This is a genomic window from Bradyrhizobium sp. HKCCYLS2038 (assembly GCF_051167655.1).
Classification (GTDB): Bacteria; Pseudomonadota; Alphaproteobacteria; order Rhizobiales; family Xanthobacteraceae; genus Bradyrhizobium.
Genome location: NZ_JBNPTM010000004.1, coordinates 540,824 through 559,070 on the forward strand (window position 1 = coordinate 540,824; position 18,247 = coordinate 559,070).

Genomic DNA, 18,247 nt, shown 5'->3' on the forward strand with positions numbered 1-18,247 from the left:
ATCTATAACATACCATTACCATATCGCATAACAACGGAGAAAGCCAACGTCGCACCGCCGCCGATCAGCCCGGCGGAGCGTAAGGTTCGATCATGTGATTAACATAGGCAGCGCCGGTCGCCGGCGGCGCAAGCACCGCCCGTCAGGCGGCGGTCTCGCGCATGTCGAAACCGATTCTCGCCAGCGAGGTCTCGATGTCGGCGACGTCCGCCTCCGGCATGAACGCCAGCGCGCAGATCTCGAAATTCTCGCGCCGGACATTGATCGTCGGGAATCCCGCGGTCATCAGCAGGTTGCCGAGGCGGTCGGCGGTGAAACCGGTGCGGTGCGCCATGTAATGATGGCCGTCCTCGATGGCGCGCGAGTGGCCGTACAGCATGTCGAGCGGACGAATTGGCCCCGCCGATGACTGATAGGCGACGGCCGCGATGCCGTGATCGAGGATGAATTGCGCGACCGCCTCGATGTCCGGACTCATCACCAGCGCGAAGCCGTCGGGGCGCAGCACGCGGTGGATCTGGCGCAGCGCAGGATAGACCTCGTGCGCATAGAGGTGCTCCAGCACGTGAGACGACCACACCGCGTCGAACGACTGCGCGTCGAACGACGCATCGAGCGCGGTGATCGAGCCGACGACGTCCGGCCTGACCTCCGGGTCGATGTCGAGCCGCACCTCCTCCCAATGCTTCTCGGCGATGAGACGGGCGATGCGTTGCGCCGGCCGCGGTCCGGATCCGGCATTCAGCATGCGCTTGAGCGAAGATGTCAAAGACCTGATCCACTCGCTGGGTGACGGATTGGCTCGAAACGGAGCCCCGCCGTGGTGAAACTAATACTTCTACAAAGACGCGATCAGATTCGGGTCCGGATGTCACGCGAGAGCGTCAACCGGTAGACATCGGCCAAAAAGAAAAACCCCGCCGAAGCGGGGTTTGTCCGTCATGATTTGGGATAAATTTAGGTGAGCTTGACCACCTGATCGGTGAAATAGAGTTCCGACACGCCCGAGAGATGGATCTGCTGACCGTTGTTGAAGACGAGATCGTAGCTGCTGCTGCTGCTGTTGAAGGTGAGCGACTGGACATCCGAGAACGCCCGATCCTTGAACCCGGCAATATCGGTGCCGCCACCGCCGATGATCGTATCGTTGCCGATCTTGGTCTCGATATGGAAGGTGTCGTCGCCTGCACCACCCTGCAGGGTCGAACTCGCTCCGGTACCACCATAGACCCAGAACTCGTTGTGCGATCCGGCGCCGCCCGTATCCTGGAAAAGGTCGCCCTGCTGGCCGGTGATCGTATCGTTGCCGGAACCGCCGATGAGCGTGTCGGTGCCGGGGCCACCGCTCGAGCCTGGGTCGTACAGGTAGGCGCCACCGGTGCCGGCCTGAAGCAACTGATGCGAGCCGGTACCAGCCACCAGGAAATTGTTGCCAGAGCCGCCATACAGAGAGTCGTTGCCGCCACCGCCGAACAGGCTGTCGGCCCCTGCGCTGCCCTGCAGGACGTTGGCCTCGCCGGAATGCGTGCTGCCGGATCCGAGCACGTTCCAACCGCCGACGCCGCTACCGGAAATGAGCAGCGAATTGATGCCACCGTGGAGTTCGGAATGACCCGCGCCGCCGTTCAGCGTATCGGCGCCATAGCCCCACAACGTGTCGTTGCCAGTGCCCGCCGTCAGGGTGCTGGTGCCAGACGAAACGTCACGAAGCGTGTTGTTGCCCGAACCGCCCGACTGCAGCAGCTGATGCGCGCCAGTACCGGCCTGGAGGTAGTTGTCGCCGGCGCCGCCCACCAGCGTGTCGGAACCGCTGCCGCCAAAGATGCTGTCGTTGCCGTCGCCGCCGAACAGGAAGCTGTTGCCCGCGCCGCCGCCGATCACATCCGCGCCTGAGCCACCAAAGACGGTGTCGTTGCCGCTATCGAACAGATTGACGCTGTCATTGCCCGTGCCCATTGCAACGAAGACGTTGTTGTGGGCATTCGGCAGATCCGTCACGTAGAGCTGGTTTCCGCCGGGATCATTCATGATGATCGCTTTCAGCGTCGAATCAGTCTGGACCGTAGTCGAGTTCGTGACCTCGAGAATCTGAACGATCGGCGACACCGGGCCACCCGGATATGGTCCGCTCTGGAACCACGCCTTCTTGCCGTCCTCGGGGCCAGAGTCGTAGACGCCCGAATTCTCGAGCGATGCAATCAGTGCGGCCTGGACGCTCGGATCAAAATGGTTGGACCCCGTGAGGTCAGCGTTCAGCTCCGTCTTAGTCAAATAGGAAACGGTCATGCCACGACCCCAATGTTAAGTTCCACGCAAAAAACACTGATGCACACCACTCGGCCGCACAGATTCTTCAAACGAATTCGCATCGACAGCATCAGCACCGGAGAACGCGCACAACAAAGCGGCGCGAACTCCCACGTTTTGTTAAGTGAACGTTAAACGAGCAGACTGGGGAGTCAAGCGAGATCATTCATGAAATGGCAACTAAAACGACGAAATTCGCTGATCGCGTCATATTCCGGTTAAGTGGATTTTCACAATTCGCCGTCTCGCAGGCAGTACTTCTGCCCGGAACTGGGAGGAAGACATATGATGACTCTGTATGCATCCACCGAATTGACGTGATGTTTTCAAGTTATCGGCGTTAATACTTTAGGCAAGCCGCACGTTCGCCAATGTATAGCTGAACAATTCTTGGGTTGCTGCGCCGCAATGTACTTCAAAATACCTCGATGCGACTGATCAAACATATCCGATAACGTGTAGTCTTGAAGAACATGCCAACGATAATCACGGTAGCGCAGCGTAAAGGCGGGGTCGGGAAAACGACCATGGCCATCTGTGTCGCCGCCGAACTCGGCCGGCGCGGCCACAACGTCGCGCTCGTCGACGTCGACCCGCAGCGGTCCGCCTGTCATTGGGCCGAGCTCGGCAATCTCGAAATACCCGTCTACGAGATGGGGCTGGAGGAAATGCCGGTCGCGGCCTGGGCGCGCGAGATTCGGCAGATCAAGGCCAACCTGCTGGTGCTCGACACCGCGCCGACCGAGCGCGAAATGGGCGCGACCATCGCGCTCGCCGACGTGATCCTCGTGCCGTGCACCGCGTCCGGCCTCGACATTGAAGCCACAGCGCACACCATGACGATCATCAACGCCGTGCGCCGCCGCCGCTCGAAGCCCGTCAAGGTTCTGCTGGTGCCGAATCGAATCGATCGGCGCACGCTCGAGGGCCGCCAACTCGTCGACGAGCTGCGGCAGTTCAAGGAGCCGCTGGCGCCATCGGTGGCCAGCCGCTCGGCCTTCGTCCGGGCGTTTTCGGTCGGCCAGTCGGTCGCGAGCTACGCGCCCGGACAATCTGCGGATCTCGACATCCGCACGCTGACGGATGCGGTCGAAAAGGCCATGCCGAAGCGCAAATAGCGCGGTACGGCGCGCTAGAATTTCTCGACGAACTGGAAACGGAAATCCTTCTGCGAAGGCATCGTGCCGAGCACGGCCTCCTTGCGTCCATAGCCCGGAACGTCCATCGCGACGCAGCCGCTGGACTGCAGGTAGCACACCTGGATCGTGATCGCCTTCGGGCAGCCATTCTCCGCGTTGATCACGTGATCGAACAGTTTTGGATTGGTGACGAAGGGCCGCGACATGCCGCTCACCGCCACGCATGGCCTGCCGGAGAAATCCTTGTGGCGCTGGACCTCGCCGGCGGTGCCGGTCACGGCGATCTCCGGAGCCACGCGCGGCTGATACGTTCCGCCGACCTGCGGACGCCCGGCGAAGCCGCTGCCGGCCGTGCCGGGCGCCGTTTGCGCCACCGCAGCAGGAGCCGACGGCGCGAGACCGGCCAGCGCCAGCAGAGCCACCACCTTCATGATTCGCGTCGACATGCTCATCCGATCATTTCTCTCACTCCGGTCAGCCGGGCTCTTACGCCTGAAATTGTGCCGGGGGTATCGTTCTCCGGGTTGTCTATGGTCAACAACACGTTAATATGGTCAATGTTAAATGACCGACTCATTTGTTAAGAACGGAACCGAGCGGCGTGCTGCATTGGCGAGGACATGCACGATGGAATCCGCAGGTCGCGGCGCTGGGATCGGCGCCTGAGCGGGCCGCCCCGACGTCACCCCAGGGGCGCGGAGGCGGCCAGCCGGCCGGAGGTCCGGGCCGCGGCCAGCTGTCGCGCAGCGCCACGTCGGCGGGCAAGTTCATCGCGCTCGAGTTCGGCACGGTCTCGACCGTCGCCTATCTGACGAGCCTGCTCTATCACCGCGTCGTCGTGCCCGGGCTGCCGGTCGCCGCCGAGTATGCCAGCGCCGCCGTGCTGCTGGCCGCGCTGTATTGTGGAGCGGCGCTGGGCCTGCGCGATTTCGTGCACCTGCAGAAGTTCCGTCATCAGCGGCTGCTGTGGAATGCGATCAGGGCGACCAGCCTGGCCTTCGCGTTCCTGGTCTCGGGCATGTTTCTGCTCAAGGTCTCGGACGAATACTCGCGCGGCGCGTTCCTGGTGCAGTTCATCACCGTCTGCCTGGCCACGCTGGCGCTGCGCGGCTTCCTGATCTCGCAGCAGCAGCGGGCGCTGCAGCGTGGCGAGCTGGCGCTGCGCCGCGCCTTCATCGTCGGCGATCTCAGGCAATCGCGGGGGCTGTCGCAGCGGCTGCGCGACAACGGCATCATCACCGTCGCCCAGTTCACGCTGGCCGAGCTCGAGCAGACCGCCGGCGCCCGCGCGCTGATCGAGGCCTGCCGGACCGCCGGCGCAGACGACATCTTCGTGCTGCCGACCGCCGACCAGATGAGCCGGATGCCAACGTTCATCGATCACCTGTCGCAGCTGCCGGTCGCCGTCCATGTCATGGTTCCCGGACTCGATGGGCTGTTGTCCGCCTCGGAGGTCGTCGAGTTCGGCAACGTCGCCGCCGTCCAGATCCAGGGCCGGCCGCTCTCCGCCATGGACGAAGCGCTCAAGCGCGGTTTCGACATCGTGCTGGCGGCGGTGCTGCTCGTGATCCTCGCGCCGCTGCTGCTGCTGGTCGCCGCGCTGGTCAAGCTGACCGACCGCGGCCCGATCCTGTTCCGGCAGGTGCGGCACGGCTTCAACAATGAGGCGATCACGGTACTCAAATTCCGCACCATGCGCGCCAGCCCGGTGCCGGAGGATTTCCAGCAGGCGACCCGCGGCGATCCCCGGATCACCTGGATCGGCGGCTGGCTGCGGGCCACCAGCATCGACGAGCTGCCGCAGCTGTTCAACGTGCTGCGCGGCGAGATGTCGATCGTTGGTCCGCGTCCTCACGCCCTGGCGCACAACAGGATGTTCGAGGAGCGCATTCCGCCGCTGTCGCGCCGTCACAACATGAAGCCGGGCATCACCGGCTGGGCCCAGGTCAACCTGCTGCGCGGCGAGACCGACACGCTGGAGAAGATGCAGAAGCGGATCGACTACGACCTGTTCTACATTGATCACTGGTCGTTTCTGTTCGACCTGAAGATCATCCTGCTCACCGCCGTGCTGCTGCTCTCGGTCAGCAATTATCGCCAGAGCTACTGACACCAGGCGACGGCTGCCGAAGTGGTCGGTGGCGCGTCTCAGGCCGCCTTCACGGCAACCGCGATCAGATTCTGGCTGTAGATTCCGTCCGCAGTATCGCCAGTCTCCACCGCGATGACGAAGCGCAGCGCTGACCGAATCAGCTTCCACAGCACCAGCCGCACCGCGCTCTTCAGCCCATGCGGCACCGGCGCGTCCTCCGCGCAGCGGACGTCAGCAAAGCCGGCGGCCCGCAGCACGGCGCCGAGCGACTGCCGCGTGAATGCGAGCTCGTGGGTGAAATCGCCGTAGCGGATGCGGCCGAAGAAGGGGGATTCGGCATTCGGCGCATGAATGATCCAGCGGCCGGCCGGCTTGAGGACGCGCAGCGCTTCCTGCGCCAGCTGCAGCAGTTGCGGCTTGGTCAGATGCTCGATGACGTCGTAGGTCACCAGCGCGTCGATCGCGCCGTCGCCCGTTCGCGCCAGCTCTTCGAACAGATCACCCTGCCGCACCCCGGTCATCCCGAGCCGGTGAGCGATCGCGACCTGTTCCGCCGATCCGTCGACGCCCTGCAGCCGCTGATAGCCCGCGTCCTGCGCAGCCAGCAGCAGCACGCCGTTGCCGCAACCGAGATCGAGGATGTCGGCATCGCGGTCGGCTGGGAAGAACCGCCGCACGAGATCGCGCATGATCGGCATGCGCGGCGCTAGATCGGCCTTGTCAGCCGGCGCAGCACCGAACCCGCCTGACGAGACGTAACGCTGATACATGAACTGATTGGCGTCCTGGTCCGATGCGGGCGGTGGCATCTTCGCTTCCATGCGCGTCATCCTTCGACCTTCCTCGCTTCCCGGGGCACGGCTGCGGCGTTCATTCCGCCAAACAGCGAGCGCAGCACCGGGCTGCGGCCGATCGCACCAGCCAGCCGCGCGGCGTTGTCGTCGCCCTGTGACTGCTCGTCGCGAAAACTCTGCTCGATACGTGAGGCGGCGCCGTTGTCGCCGACATGGAGCATGCAGGCTTGAGCCATCATGTCACCTTCGACCGAGCACGGTCGCCGCTTGCCGGCGCAGCCGCATCAGGGATCCGCCGAAGTCGGTGGCCTCGATCATCACTTGCCGGAGCGGCAGCGCCAGCCAGCTCTGCAGCGCGCGCCACAGCAGGATGGACATCGCCAGTTCGCCGGCGATGCCGCCGATCAGCACGGCGACGAGGCCAACGGCCGGGACCAGCGCCGCCCCGAACGCGACGGCGGCGGTTGCGGCCAGCAAGGCGGCAATTGCAATCCTGCGCATCGCGTTCACGCTGATCAACGCCTGGGCGGCGATCCGCCCAGGCAGGCCGGCGCCCGACATGACGAGGTAGACCACCATCAATTGGTGATGAAACACGATCTGATGCCCGGTCCACCAGTCGAAGATCAGCGGGCCCAGCGTCATCAACGTCAGGAAAACACCGGCGAACACCAGCAGCGACAGCTGGATGACGAAGCCGATGAGCCGCACGAGCCGCGTAACGTCCTGGCGCCCGGCGGCGTGGCTGATCTCGACGCCCGCCGGCGCCATGACGATCTGGAACAGCTGGTCGACGAGCCGCATGGCCGTGGCATAGACGGCATAGATCGCGACGGCGGGCCCACCGAGCAGCGTGCCGAGCACAAGCCGCGGCCCCTGGACCATCACGCCCTGCGTCGCGAGATTATAGCCGCTGAATCCGAGCCCCGGCCGGAATTGCTCACGCAGCCAACCGGGATCGAGCACGCGGAAATCGACGCGCGCCCAGGGCGCCAGCCGGCGCGCGAACAGGGTCACCACGACGAGGTCGATCAAGGCGGCCACGGCCGTCAGGCCCGCAACGTGCACCGGCTGCGCCCCGCGCAAGGCGATCGCGCTGACCACCGCCAGCAACTCGATCAGCTTGATCGCCGTCGCGATGGTATAGGCGAAGCCATAGCGTCCCGTGGCGTAGAGCACGGCCGCCATGAGTCCCCGCGTCGTCTCGAAGCATATCTGGGCGGAGGCGAAGGCAAAGATGACGGCCAGCGCGCCGTCACCGATTCCTTCCAGATTGAACCAGCGCGCCAACGGCAAGGCGGTGAGGGCGATGACGGCCACCGCGAGGATGGCGGGCAGAACGATCAGCGCCAGATTGCAGGACATCTGGAAGCTGCGCCGCGCGCGGGCGCTGTCGTTCGCCGCGACTGCCATGATCAGGTCGCTGGTGGCCGTCGCGACCAGCCCCAGATTGACGTAGTACAGGTAGGACGCGAGCGCGGTCACCGTGATCCACTGCCCGAACAGATCGATGCCCCAATGCGACAGCTGCACGGGCACCAGCAGAATCGGATTCAGCGCCACGGCGAGCCGCCACAGCCCCTGCCCGACTAGGCCAGCCGCCAGACGCCGTGCTAGGCCGGTCATGACGACCTGCAGGTCGAATGGTCAGCGTTTCGGCCGCGCTGTGCCTGGGAAAAGGGGGGCATTTGTTTCGTCATGACGGAGCTCGGCTGCACGGCCGACCTTCTAGCGCAAAACCGGCGCGACCGGTCGCGCTTTCGTGTCGTTTTACCTTAATCGGCACTTGCACACAGCGGGCGAGTGCAGCCTCGCCGCGCAACGCGCTTTTCCGCTACAACAGCCAGCATTCGTCCAAGGGATCGGACCGTCGCCAGCATGCCTCAGACCAAGCGCATCCTTCTGATCGGCAACTACGCGGCCGACCGGCAGTATTCGATGCTGCGCTACGCGGATTGGCTGGCCGGCGCGCTGACCGCGGCGGGTTGGCAGGCCGACCTGATCGCGCCGGAAACGCGGCTGGCGCGCCCGGGTGTGCGTAGCCACGCGGTCCGCAAATGGCTCGGCCTCGTCGACAAGTTCATACTGTTTCCGCTCCGGCTGCGAAGGCTGGCCGCGCGCTACGACCTGATCCATATCTGTGATCACTCCAACGCGCCCTACGCCTTCGTGCTGCCCGGCCATCGCATCAGCCTGACCTGCCACGATCTCATCCCGATCAAGGTGCTCGCGGGCGAGGTGGCCGGCCAGGCTCTCGGCGGAACCAATGCCTGGCTGCAGCGGCTGATCCGTCTCAGCCTGCGCCGCATCGACAATCTGGCGTTCGTCTCCGCGGCGACGCGGGCCGATTTCGTCCGGCTGATCGGGCCAGTCAGGGGCGCTGCGGACGTCATCTTCAACCCGGTGATCGGCTTCGGAACGATGTCGCCGAATCGGGCCCGCGAATTGATCACGGCCGCCGGCATTCCAGCCGACCGGCCCTTTCTGCTCCATATCGGCAGCAATCTCTGGTACAAGAACCGCGGCGGGGCGTTGCGGCTGTTCGACCTGCTGCATCGAACGGAAGCGCCGGAGCTGAAGGATGCCCTGATGGTCTCGGTGGGGCCGCCGCTCGCGCGTTCGAAGCCTGAGGCACACGACCGCCTGATCGTCATCAGCGAGCCGGACAACGCGTTGATCGAAGCACTCTACACCCAGGCCGAGGCGCTGCTGTTTCCGTCGCTGGACGAGGGTTTCGGCTGGCCGATCATCGAGGCCCAGGCATGCGGCTGTCCCGTCGTCACGTCCGATCGTGAGCCCATGCGCAGCATCGCAGGCCCGGCCGCGCTGCTGATCGATCCCGATCGGCCGGAGCAGGCCGCGCAACTGATCGCCGAGCGCTGGAGCTGGCTGACGACGCAGCGCCAGGCCGCACGCGATCACGCGCGGCTGTTCTCGGCCGAGGCTGCGGCCGCGAGGTATTCCGCGTATCTCGCCAGCGTGGCCGCCTGCGCCGCTCGGGAGGAGCGCTGCCGATGATGCCGGCCGTCATTCTCAGCAGGCTCGGTGCCGCCATCCTCATGGCCGCGTTCGCGCTGTTGCTCTGGCCGAGCCAGGTCACCTTTGCCTCGGCTTCGTTCATCGGCGCCGCGATTGGCCTGGTGGTGCTGTATGTCAGCATCGACGGGCGCGACCAGATGCGGATGTCATGGCTGCTGGCGACCGCCCTGCTGCTCGGCTATGACGGCGGATCGGTTTCGACCTACCTGAACGCCTCCTCGGCGCAGGAATTTGCGATCCTGACCAAGGATCGTCCGATCGAGCTGATCTGTTCGGCGCTGGCGCTGGTGCACGTCGTCTGCGGCCTGCTGCTGCTCGTCGGGCGCTGGGAAAGATCCGCCAGCGGCGCGGTCGCGAGCACGCCCGCCGATGGCTGGTTTCCCATGCTGCTGGCGTGCGGCAGCCTCATCCTGATCCTGCTCGGCTACCTGTTCGGCGACCTCGGCTACATGGGAATCCAGACCGACGGAACTGGCCGCGTCTCGGTCCTCGGTGCCGCCGCCAGCCTGGTCGAAGGCCCCCTCGCCGGCGTCGCCGGCTATCTGACGGCACGCGTGCGTCGGCCGACGTCGCGGCTGTTCTATGCCGTCGTGGTCATGCTCGTCACCCTCGCAGTGGTGCCGACGGGCCGCCGCGCGATCCTGCTGGTGCTGCTGCTCGCGACCATCGGATTTGCGCTGGGCGGCGGACTCCGGCGGCTGTCGCTCGGCCAGAAGACGGCAGCGGTCGCGATCGGCGCCGTGTTCGCGTATGTGTTCGGCTCCTACTTCTTCGCGCTACGGCTGGCGACATGGGAACTCGGAACCACGGCGCCGCTGTCCGACCAGCTCTGGCTTGCGGTCGAATTCATGCTGTCCCCGAGCCTGAACGAGCGGTTCAGCACGCTGCTCTACGACAATGTCCGCGAGCGGACCTTCGTGATCGGCTACCTCGCCGACCTGATCGAGGCGGTCGGCAAGTCGGGTCCGCTTCATGGCGAAGCGCTCCAGTACTATCTGCGCCTCTGCATCCCCTCGGTGCTCGATCCGAACAAGGACGAGATCATCGCCTATCAGATGGTCGAGACGCTGGCGCATCCCAAGCTCGGCCTGCCGGTGAACGACGAGGCCAACACCATTTTGACCGACGGCGTGACCGATTTCGGCATCGCCGGCGCGTTTCTCTATGCCGGCGGGCTGGTGGCGCTGATGCGCGCCGCGATCTGGGCCATTCAACGCATCAGGTCGCCGATCACGATGATGTTCGGAACATTCACCGTCGTCAGCCTGATGCTGAAACCGGAGCTGACATTGGACGAATATCTCGTCACGCTGCGCAACCTCGCCGCGCTCATCCCGCTGATGTGGATCGCGGAGGCTCTGCCGTCGTCGTCACGTGGCACCTCGGTCTCGCCCGCGGCGCCGCGCCGGCTGCCGGTGCAATGGCCGCTGCGTGGCGGACGCTGACCCCGGTGCCGGCAGGCATCCCGACGATGATCCGAGCTGCCGAACGGTGTTGCTACGACGGTGCGTGCGGCAGCTGCGGCCGCCGCCCGGAACGGAAGCCATTCGCCAGGTAATAGCGGATGGCATCGCGCAGATGGCTGCGCTGCGGCCGGCTGGTCAGCAGCGCGCGAAACGCCCCGGCGCTGGCCCGCTTGCCATCGGCCCTGACCTGCACCGAGGACGTCAGGCACACCCGCATGCCGGCATCCCAGGTCGCGCGTCCGAGCTCGACATCGGACATGAACAGGAAATAGCGCTGATCGAGGCCACCGAGCCGGTCCCACAGCGAGCGCCGAATCAGCACGCAGGACGATTGCAGCCAATCGACGTCGATGAGATTTGTCCTGCCCTGCGCGAGCGGATCGATCAGGTGAATTTCGTTGCCGCGCTCCGGCCAGAGCCGCCGCTTGAGCTGGTGCAGCAGCGTCGGAAATCGGCGCGCGGTCTCGACGAGCTCGCCATCGTCGCTCAGCTGCATGGGGGCGAGCACCCCGATGGATGGATCCGACGCGGCGATCGCGATCAGCCGGTCGATGCTGCCGGGCTCGTCCCAGACGATGTCCGGATTGCACAACACGACGAAGTCGGTGGGAGCCAGGCTACGGACACCCAGATTGCAGCCCTTCGTGTAGCCGAGATTGTGCTTCGGATCGACCAGCACGAACGCCTGCTCGGCCGCAGCCGGTGCGAGCCGGCGATGCTGGTCGGCGTCAGCGGAATTCTCGACCACGGCAACCGTCAGCTTCTGCGGACCCGTCTGGCGAGCGAGGCTACGCACGCATTGCAAGAGCCGCTCGGCCTTGAAGTAGTTCACGATGACGACGGCGACCGTGGTCGCCTCGGGAAACGCTTCGACGACCGGGCTAGCGATACGGACGCCGCGGTCGGCAACCGAACTCCTGGGCAAAGGCTGCGGCGATGCCACGCCCCGATAGGCGCGCGCTGGGGCGAGATCGCCATCCACTCGCTGCGGTAACATACCCATCCCGGCCCCTCATTCCCCGCCTCAGCCCGTTCAGGATTTCGGACGGGCTCCCAGTCGCCAAGCTTAACACACAATTCGCATCTGATATAAACTCTAACACTCCTGCGCTATGGGTAACCATAACAGGGGTGCCATGCCATAACGCTTCCAGCGGGGTGAGGCCGAACGACTCGAACCGGGTCGGGCACACGAAGAAGTCGATCTCGTCATAGAAGCGGTCGCGGGCGGCGCCCCGCAGCGGCCCGCGCCAGATGACGCGCCCTTGCTGCGTTTCGGGCTCACAGGCCCGGCGGATGCGCTCGACATACCGCTCGGAGGCCGGACGCGGCTTGCCGGCAATGTGAAGCTCTGCATCGGGTCGATCCTGCCGCTGCCATGTCGAGAATGCCTCGACGAGTTCCGCCAGGCCCTTTCGCGGCGCGATCTCAGCCATGAAGCCGAAGCGCACGGGTCCCGCGGAGGGTGGTCGTGCGCCGGACAGTTCGGGCCCAAGGAAGGGCTCCGGAATGACGGTCGACTTGGCGGCGAACAGCGACGACAGCATCGAGTGCTGCCGTTCGAGATTGGACGAATAGATGATCCGGTCGGCGAGCGCCATCAGCGCCATCTCGGCCGTCGCCAGGTAAGGAAACTTCTTGAGATCACGCGGCTGCTTGAATTCGGCCCGCGCCAGATTGCCCTTCGGACTGTAGACGATGCGCAGGCCGCGCCGGCGTGCCCGCGCCGCCATCAGCAGCGCCGCCGGATTCCAGGCTCCAGCCACGAACAACGTGCGATAGCGCGATAGATCGAGTGGTTTGGGCGAGGGCCGACCCGCGCCAATCGGCAGCGCCGACAGGCTGCCAGCGCCCTCGACGAAACCATCCCGGCTCAGCACATCCAGCCGAATTCCTTCGGCGCGCAGCACGCGCGCCAACAGCAGGATGCTTTCCGGAACGCCCCCGAAGCCGAGCGCGAACTGATGCGCCAGCACCAGAACCGCACAGCAGGGCTCGTCGGCTAGCGCTTCCATGGCTGATCGTCGTTCCGGTCGACGCCGGGAATGGGCACGCCGGGCAGCACCGCATCCATCGCCCGCGACAGCCGCTCGCGATGGACTTGCGCAACCTCGATCAGCCGCACCAGCAAGGCGATCCGCGCCTCGGCACCGACCGCGGCATAGATCGACGCCGCTTCGTCATAGAGCCCGTTCTGGACCAGCTCGGCGTACTCGTTCACGGCCAGGCGAGCGAGGCCTGGGTCCAGCGCCGTGAAGCTGCCGAGCGCCACCGGATTGCGTTTGAGCGCGATCCAGCCCTCATGCGGCGCAACCACATAGGACATCCTGAGATCTTCCAGATGAGCCAGCGCCACATCAGTGCCGCGGCTGTCCATCGAGAACAGCAGCAGCCACAGATAGCCATCGGTCGGAATGCAGCGAAGCGCCGCGCGCAGATCGCTGCGGAGCGTCGTGAGCAGTTGCTCCGCCTCGTCGTTGCGCTGCGCCGAGGCGGCGTCCTCGAACAGATAGAGGCGCAGGATGGCCTTGGCGCGGAGCGCGGCCGGCTGGCACAGACCGAGCGGGCCGCCATCGCCGATCCCGGCCAGCGCCCGGCTTGCGGGTTCGAGCTGGAAGCTGCGCCCGCCGACGATCTGGGCCGCGATCCGCTCCGCATCGGCCGACCGCCAGAAGGCCGGCAAAATGAGGGCGACCCAGGCCAGAACGACGATGGCCAGACCGATCGGACCGGCGCGATCGAGGCCGGAGACCTTCATTTAGTCTGAGTATCCATAGCGGCGATAATAATCGTTGCGGTAATAGCCGCCATACCCGTAGCGCGACATCAGCTTGAGCTCGGCCTTGTTCAGTACCACGCCCAGCAGTTGCTCGCGCAGCTGCCGTGCGGAGTTCAGCGCGTGCTGCACGACATCGATCTTGGTGCGTCCCCATTCGACGACGAACACGTAGGAATCGATCAGGTCGCTGGTGGTGCGGACGTCGACGACGGGCGCGAGCGGCGAAAGATCGACGACGACATAGTCGTAGCGCTTGCGCAGATCGTCGATGAGGTTGCGCATCACCGCGGATGCTAGCACCTCGCTGGTCTGGGCGTGGCGCGACGGGATCACAGCCGGCAGCAGATCGAGCCCGGTCGCCGGCTCGCGCCACAGCACCTGCGACATGTCGCGCTTGCCGGAGAGCACCTCGAGCACGCCGAACTCTGCTGCGGGCATCAGCCCGCGCGTGAGCGACGGGTTGCGCAGATCGCCATCGATCAGGATGGTCCGCGCACCGCTCTGCGCCAGCAGCTCGGCGAAACCGGCTGCGACCGTCGACTTGCCCTCGTTCGGAAGCGACGAGGTGAAGCCGATCACGCGGCCGCCGCCGCTGCGCGCAGCGATGTCCGCCGCGACCTTGATCGCCCGAACCGATTCCGTGAAGCCCGAGAACGGATTGTGCAGCACGTGCCAGTACAGGCCGCCGTCCGGCACCACCTGCCGTGGCCCGCGCTGCCCGGGCGGCGGCCCCGGCAGGCTCAGCTGCGGCTCGATCTTCGGCAGGATGGCGAGGCAATGCGCCTGCAGCTGCGTCTCGACCTCGTCCGTGGTGCGGAACACGCGGTCGGACATGTCACGCAGACGCCCCAGTCCGAAGCCGAACAACAGGCCTGCGGCGCCGGCGATCGACAACACGATGCCGAGCCGCGGCGCGCTCGGCTTCAGCGGCCGCGCCGCCTGGGTGATGACGCGCGCCTCGGTGATCGGGAACGATTGCTGCTGCACCGACTCCATGTAGCGCTGCAGGAAGTTGTCGTGCAGCGCGCGATAGCTCTGGGACTTGCTTTCGAGGTCACGCAGCGAGACCTGCGCCTCGTTGGTGACCCGCGACGCCGAGACCGCCTGGTCGACCTGCTTCTCGATGCTGGCGGCGCGCTGCGTCGCGATCTCGAGGTCGCTCTTGTAGGATTCGCCGAGCCGCCGCAGCTCGTCCATGATCGAGCTGCGGATGCCCTGCATCTGGTTGCGCAGATTGACGGCGGCGAGATGGTTGCGGCCATAGCGTGCCGACCAGTCCGCTTCGCGGGTGGCCAGATCGAGATATTGCGACCGCAGCTTGGACACGACCTGGCTGTTCAGCGTATCCGCGACGGTGCCGTCCACGGTCGATTCCGGATTGTCGGCCAGCAGCACGGCTTCGATGCGGTCGAGCCGCGCCTTGGCCTCCGACACCTGCGTCTTGGCGACCACCTGCTGGCTGTTGAGCTCCGCCAGCTGCTGCTCGTTCATCAGGCGGCCGCCGGATTCGACGATGTTGTTCTGCGCCTTGAAAGTGACCACCGCCCGCTCGGCGGCCGACGCCTGCTCGCGCAGTTCCTTGATGCGATCCTGCAGCCACGACGTCGCGCGCTTGGTCGCCTTGTACTTGGCATCGAGCTGATCGACGACATAGGCATCGGCAACGGTATTGGCGATCTGCGCGGCGCGGTCCGGCGACAACGAGCGAAAGCCGATCTCGATGATGTAGGTGAGGCCGACGCGGCGCACCGTCAGGCTGTTGGCGAAGTTCTCCGTCGTGCGCCGCAGCTTGTCGAATTCCGATCGGCTCCGATCGCTCCCGAACAGGTCACCGATCCATCCGGCGACCAGAGTGATCAGGCCCGGCGATCCCGCAAACTCTGGATCGTCGGTCAGACGCAGGTCCTTGATGACTGCGAGCGCGATGGTCTCCGACTTGATGATCTGCACCTGGCTCTCGACCGAGGCGCTGTCGATCGGGATGTCGCCGAGCACCGACTGCTGCTGAAACAGCTGGTTCTTGCGGCTGTCGATGATCAGGCTCGCGGTTGCCGTATAGATCGATGGCGTCGCCACGAAGTAGCCGGCGCCGAGACAGAGGCAGATCGCGAAGACGACGAGAATGAACTGGTATTGGCGACGCAGGAATCCGCTCAGGTTCGTCAGCATTTCTGCCGACGACACGACCTGCTCCGCAGCCGCTCGCGCGACGGTCGGGACGATGCGATCGAGATCAGGAAGAACGTTCATCACGCACTCGCAATTCGTCGCCCGCGGACTGCCCGTCCAGTTCGGCATCCTGCCGCATGGGTTGCTCCGGCTCCGCGCCCTGCTTGCATCATGTCGCCCCGCTGGCGGACGGGCGCGCAGCGGAAATTGATCCGAGGTTCAGAGCCGTCGCACGCAGCTGCAGGCGCAGCGCCGCCTACGGAGACGTCGTCGTCGAAATCGTGAACGTAGTCGTCGTGCTGGTGCCGGTCGTGGAGCCGGTGCCGGTCGTCGACGGGTTGTAGGTGAAATTGCCGGTCGGCGTGCTACCCCCGCCGATCGCCTGCGCCGAACCGGTGCTGGTCGGCGTGCCGCCCAGGGTGTTGGTCTGGCCGCCGACGGCGCCACCGGCGCCCGCGCCGCCGCCACCGGTCGCAGCGGTGCCCTGATCGTTGGCGCCCCCAGAATAGGCCACGAATACATCCTGGTCCTTGGTCTCGGCGATCGCCTGCAGGATCTGGTTGGCATAGGCCTGATTGGTCTTCACGACCACCTTGGCGGCCTGACCGAGCGCGTTGCCGATCGCGGTCTTCTGCGCCTTGCTGGCGTTCGGCACCAGACCGAGGATCGCATTCAGGCTGCCCGGATCTGCGATCGCGACCTCACGCAGAAGCGAGACCATCGCCGTGCCGCCCTCTGGATATTGCGACAGGACCTGTCCCGGATTGGCCAGGAAACGCTGCGAAATCGTCTGCTGCTGGGCTGCAGCGGGCGCGGGCAGCACGGCAGCGGTGAGCGCGGCCGAGACGAGCGCCAGGGACGCGGCCGCAACGATCGAGGACTTCAGGCTTTGCACGCTCGCCTCCTTCACAGAAACCTAACATTTGCATAACTTACCACGTCATAACATGCCTCACCCGTGCAGGCAAAGGCGCACCGCTGGGGCGCACGGTCCTCACATTCGGACTAAAGAATTAACCTTGATGTCCCGCGTTCCGCGGGCGCCCCTCGCCACGATGGCGCTGCGCCAGTCCAACGCCGACCAGACTCAGCACCGGGATGGCAAGTCCCGGAATCTGCAACGAATAGTCGATGAGCGAATGCGCGACCGCCATGGCGCCGCAGACCAGGCCGGTGATCGGAAAGATCGCCCCGGAGCGGCGCTGGAGCGAGGCGGCTGCCAGAACCGCGAAGACCGCGATCCAGGCCAGGCAGACGACCACGGCGAGCGGCAAGCCGAGCTCCGCGGCCAATTCGAGCGGCGTGCTGTGGGCACGGTCCCAGACGCCCCAGATCGAGGGCTCCGGACCGCGATAGAGCGGAAACACGTAGCGGAAGGACCCCAGGCCGGATCCGAGCCAGGGGTGATCGCCAATCATCCGCCAAGTCGAGACATAAGTCTCCCACCGTCCGCCGCCGCCCAGGCCGTGAGCCCCGATCCGCTCCGTGACCTGGCCGCCGAGCACGGCGAGCGCAATGATGATCAGCACCAGCGCCGGCACGAGGCCCCATAGAAGGCTGCGCCAGGTTGGCAACTGCCGGCGCAGCATGAGAACGGCGGCGCCGACGCCTCCCGCCAGGGAGATGGCGAGGCCCGCCCGCGATCCGGTCAGGAGGACGCAGATCATGCAGACCGCCGCGCCCGCCGCAGTGACGCCGAGCTTGCGGTCCCAGGTCACGCTGCGAAGGGATGACCAGCCCGCCGCGAAGGCGCCTCGCGCGATCAGACGGCGCAGCAACAGCAATCCCCAGACCACGGCACAGCAGCCGAAATACAGCGCAGCGGTGTTGCGGTTCGGAAAGGTGGCATTGAGGACGTTGCGGTCCTGCACCTTGTCGCGCAGCAGCACCACGGAGGGATCGATGAGATAAGCGGCGAGGCCGTAGACGGCATAGGCGACGCCAGACCACGCGACGGTCTTGAGCAGCAGCTCGGCTTGTGCCGGCGAGCCGGCCACGAAGAAGGAACAGGCCAAGACGGTCAAGCAGGCCAGCGGCGCGCCCAGTGCGAACAGCGGCTGATCTCGGACCAGGGCCAGCGGGGCGGCAGGATCGCCGCCGACGAGCCGCGACATCTGGGCCCAGACCGGGTCGGGCCGGCCACCGAACCAGGGCTGCAGGCTGATCTGCTCGTGCAGAACGAGTGCGTAGAAGGCGACGATGAGGACCGCGAGCGCAATCAGAAGCCGATCGCCTGGCCGCGACGCCTGCCGCCGCGACAGCAGCACCGCAAATCCGAGCAGCGCGAGCAGAACGGCGAGCGCGCTCGGGTCGGTGCCGGCATAGGGCAGAGGCGCGAGCGCAACGGTCGCGGCGAGCAGCCAGCACGCGACGCGGTTGGTCTCGTCCGCGTCGAGCACGGGCTTGCCGGACGAACTCACGCGAGGAGATGCGCCCGCGGCGGACATGGCGCCGACCGCGAC

Annotated in this window: 16 protein-coding genes; 4 read left to right on the forward strand and 12 right to left on the reverse strand. The window is 65.7% G+C overall.

What is annotated here, in order from left to right; genetic code table 11:
* Positions 1-142: 142 nt before the first annotated feature.
* The gene (locus tag ACQR1I_RS20400) at positions 143-748 is read right to left on the reverse strand and encodes a class I SAM-dependent methyltransferase (protein ID WP_434866644.1); all 606 of its coding nucleotides are present in this window, start codon (positions 746-748) and stop codon (positions 143-145) included.
* A gap of 209 nt (positions 749-957) precedes the next feature.
* Entirely contained in the window at positions 958-2,286 is a 1,329-nt protein-coding gene (locus tag ACQR1I_RS20405; protein WP_434866338.1) for a calcium-binding protein, read from the reverse strand.
* Between the two features lie 494 nt (positions 2,287-2,780).
* Between ACQR1I_RS20405 and ACQR1I_RS20410 the strand changes: the two genes are divergently transcribed.
* On the forward strand, positions 2,781-3,425 hold the full coding sequence (locus tag ACQR1I_RS20410; protein WP_434866339.1) for an AAA family ATPase: 645 nt from the start codon (positions 2,781-2,783) through the stop codon (positions 3,423-3,425).
* Between the two features lie 14 nt (positions 3,426-3,439).
* Here ACQR1I_RS20410 and ACQR1I_RS20415 read toward each other — a convergent pair whose 3' ends face one another.
* Positions 3,440-3,892 carry a hypothetical protein gene (locus tag ACQR1I_RS20415; RefSeq protein ID WP_434866340.1) on the reverse strand — a complete coding sequence of 151 codons (453 nt, stop codon included), beginning with the start codon at positions 3,890-3,892 and terminating at the stop codon, positions 3,440-3,442.
* Between the two features lie 155 nt (positions 3,893-4,047).
* Between ACQR1I_RS20415 and ACQR1I_RS20420 the strand changes: the two genes are divergently transcribed.
* A complete protein-coding gene (locus ACQR1I_RS20420) occupies positions 4,048-5,556 on the forward strand; it encodes an exopolysaccharide biosynthesis polyprenyl glycosylphosphotransferase (RefSeq protein ID WP_434866341.1) in 1,509 nt (502 codons plus the stop codon).
* A gap of 38 nt (positions 5,557-5,594) precedes the next feature.
* Here ACQR1I_RS20420 and ACQR1I_RS20425 read toward each other — a convergent pair whose 3' ends face one another.
* Genes ACQR1I_RS20425 through ACQR1I_RS20435 form a run of 3 tightly spaced genes read right to left on the reverse strand, consistent with a single transcriptional unit; the run spans position 5,595 to position 7,958 of the window.
* Positions 5,595-6,359 carry a class I SAM-dependent methyltransferase gene (locus ACQR1I_RS20425; RefSeq protein ID WP_434866342.1) on the reverse strand — a complete coding sequence of 255 codons (765 nt, stop codon included), beginning with the start codon at positions 6,357-6,359 and terminating at the stop codon, positions 5,595-5,597.
* A 5-nt stretch (positions 6,360-6,364) separates the two neighbouring features.
* Positions 6,365-6,553, reverse strand: a complete 189-nt coding sequence (locus tag ACQR1I_RS20430) for a hypothetical protein (protein ID WP_434888827.1) — start codon at positions 6,551-6,553, stop codon at positions 6,365-6,367.
* Between the two features lie 19 nt (positions 6,554-6,572).
* Positions 6,573-7,958: a lipopolysaccharide biosynthesis protein gene (locus ACQR1I_RS20435; RefSeq protein WP_434866344.1), complete on the reverse strand. Its 1,386-nt coding sequence runs from the start codon at positions 7,956-7,958 to the stop codon at positions 6,573-6,575.
* A gap of 252 nt (positions 7,959-8,210) precedes the next feature.
* On the opposite strand from ACQR1I_RS20435, the gene ACQR1I_RS20440 reads away from it, so the two are divergent.
* Both ACQR1I_RS20440 and ACQR1I_RS20445 read left to right on the forward strand, forming a co-directional pair.
* Complete coding sequence (locus ACQR1I_RS20440) at positions 8,211-9,350, forward strand: glycosyltransferase (protein ID WP_434866345.1); 1,140 nt, start codon at positions 8,211-8,213, stop codon at positions 9,348-9,350.
* Positions 9,347-10,816 carry a hypothetical protein gene (locus ACQR1I_RS20445; RefSeq protein ID WP_434866346.1) on the forward strand — a complete coding sequence of 490 codons (1,470 nt, stop codon included), beginning with the start codon at positions 9,347-9,349 and terminating at the stop codon, positions 10,814-10,816. The genes ACQR1I_RS20440 and ACQR1I_RS20445 overlap by 4 nt, the downstream gene beginning before the upstream one ends.
* Before the next feature lie 52 nt (positions 10,817-10,868).
* Here the strand turns inward: ACQR1I_RS20445 and ACQR1I_RS20450 are convergent, their stop codons facing one another.
* The 6 genes from ACQR1I_RS20450 to ACQR1I_RS20475 all read right to left on the reverse strand — a co-directional run bounded on the left by ACQR1I_RS20450 (position 10,869) and on the right by ACQR1I_RS20475 (position 18,205).
* Entirely contained in the window at positions 10,869-11,762 is an 894-nt protein-coding gene (locus ACQR1I_RS20450; RefSeq protein ID WP_434866347.1) for a glycosyltransferase, read from the reverse strand.
* Positions 11,719-12,852: a glycosyltransferase family 4 protein gene (locus ACQR1I_RS20455; protein ID WP_434866348.1), complete on the reverse strand. Its 1,134-nt coding sequence runs from the start codon at positions 12,850-12,852 to the stop codon at positions 11,719-11,721. Before ACQR1I_RS20455 ends, ACQR1I_RS20450 begins: the two co-directional genes overlap by 44 nt.
* The gene (locus ACQR1I_RS20460) at positions 12,840-13,595 is read right to left on the reverse strand and encodes a hypothetical protein (protein ID WP_434866349.1); all 756 of its coding nucleotides are present in this window, start codon (positions 13,593-13,595) and stop codon (positions 12,840-12,842) included. The genes ACQR1I_RS20455 and ACQR1I_RS20460 overlap by 13 nt, the downstream gene beginning before the upstream one ends.
* Positions 13,596-15,866: a polysaccharide biosynthesis tyrosine autokinase gene (locus ACQR1I_RS20465; RefSeq protein WP_434866350.1), complete on the reverse strand. Its 2,271-nt coding sequence runs from the start codon at positions 15,864-15,866 to the stop codon at positions 13,596-13,598.
* A 175-nt stretch (positions 15,867-16,041) separates the two neighbouring features.
* Positions 16,042-16,680 (reverse strand): hypothetical protein, encoded by a 639-nt coding sequence (locus tag ACQR1I_RS20470; RefSeq protein ID WP_434866351.1) that lies wholly within the window; start codon positions 16,678-16,680, stop codon positions 16,042-16,044.
* A gap of 118 nt (positions 16,681-16,798) precedes the next feature.
* Positions 16,799-18,205 carry an O-antigen ligase family protein gene (locus tag ACQR1I_RS20475; protein ID WP_434866352.1) on the reverse strand — a complete coding sequence of 469 codons (1,407 nt, stop codon included), beginning with the start codon at positions 18,203-18,205 and terminating at the stop codon, positions 16,799-16,801.
* Between the last annotated feature and the right edge of the window lie 42 nt (positions 18,206-18,247).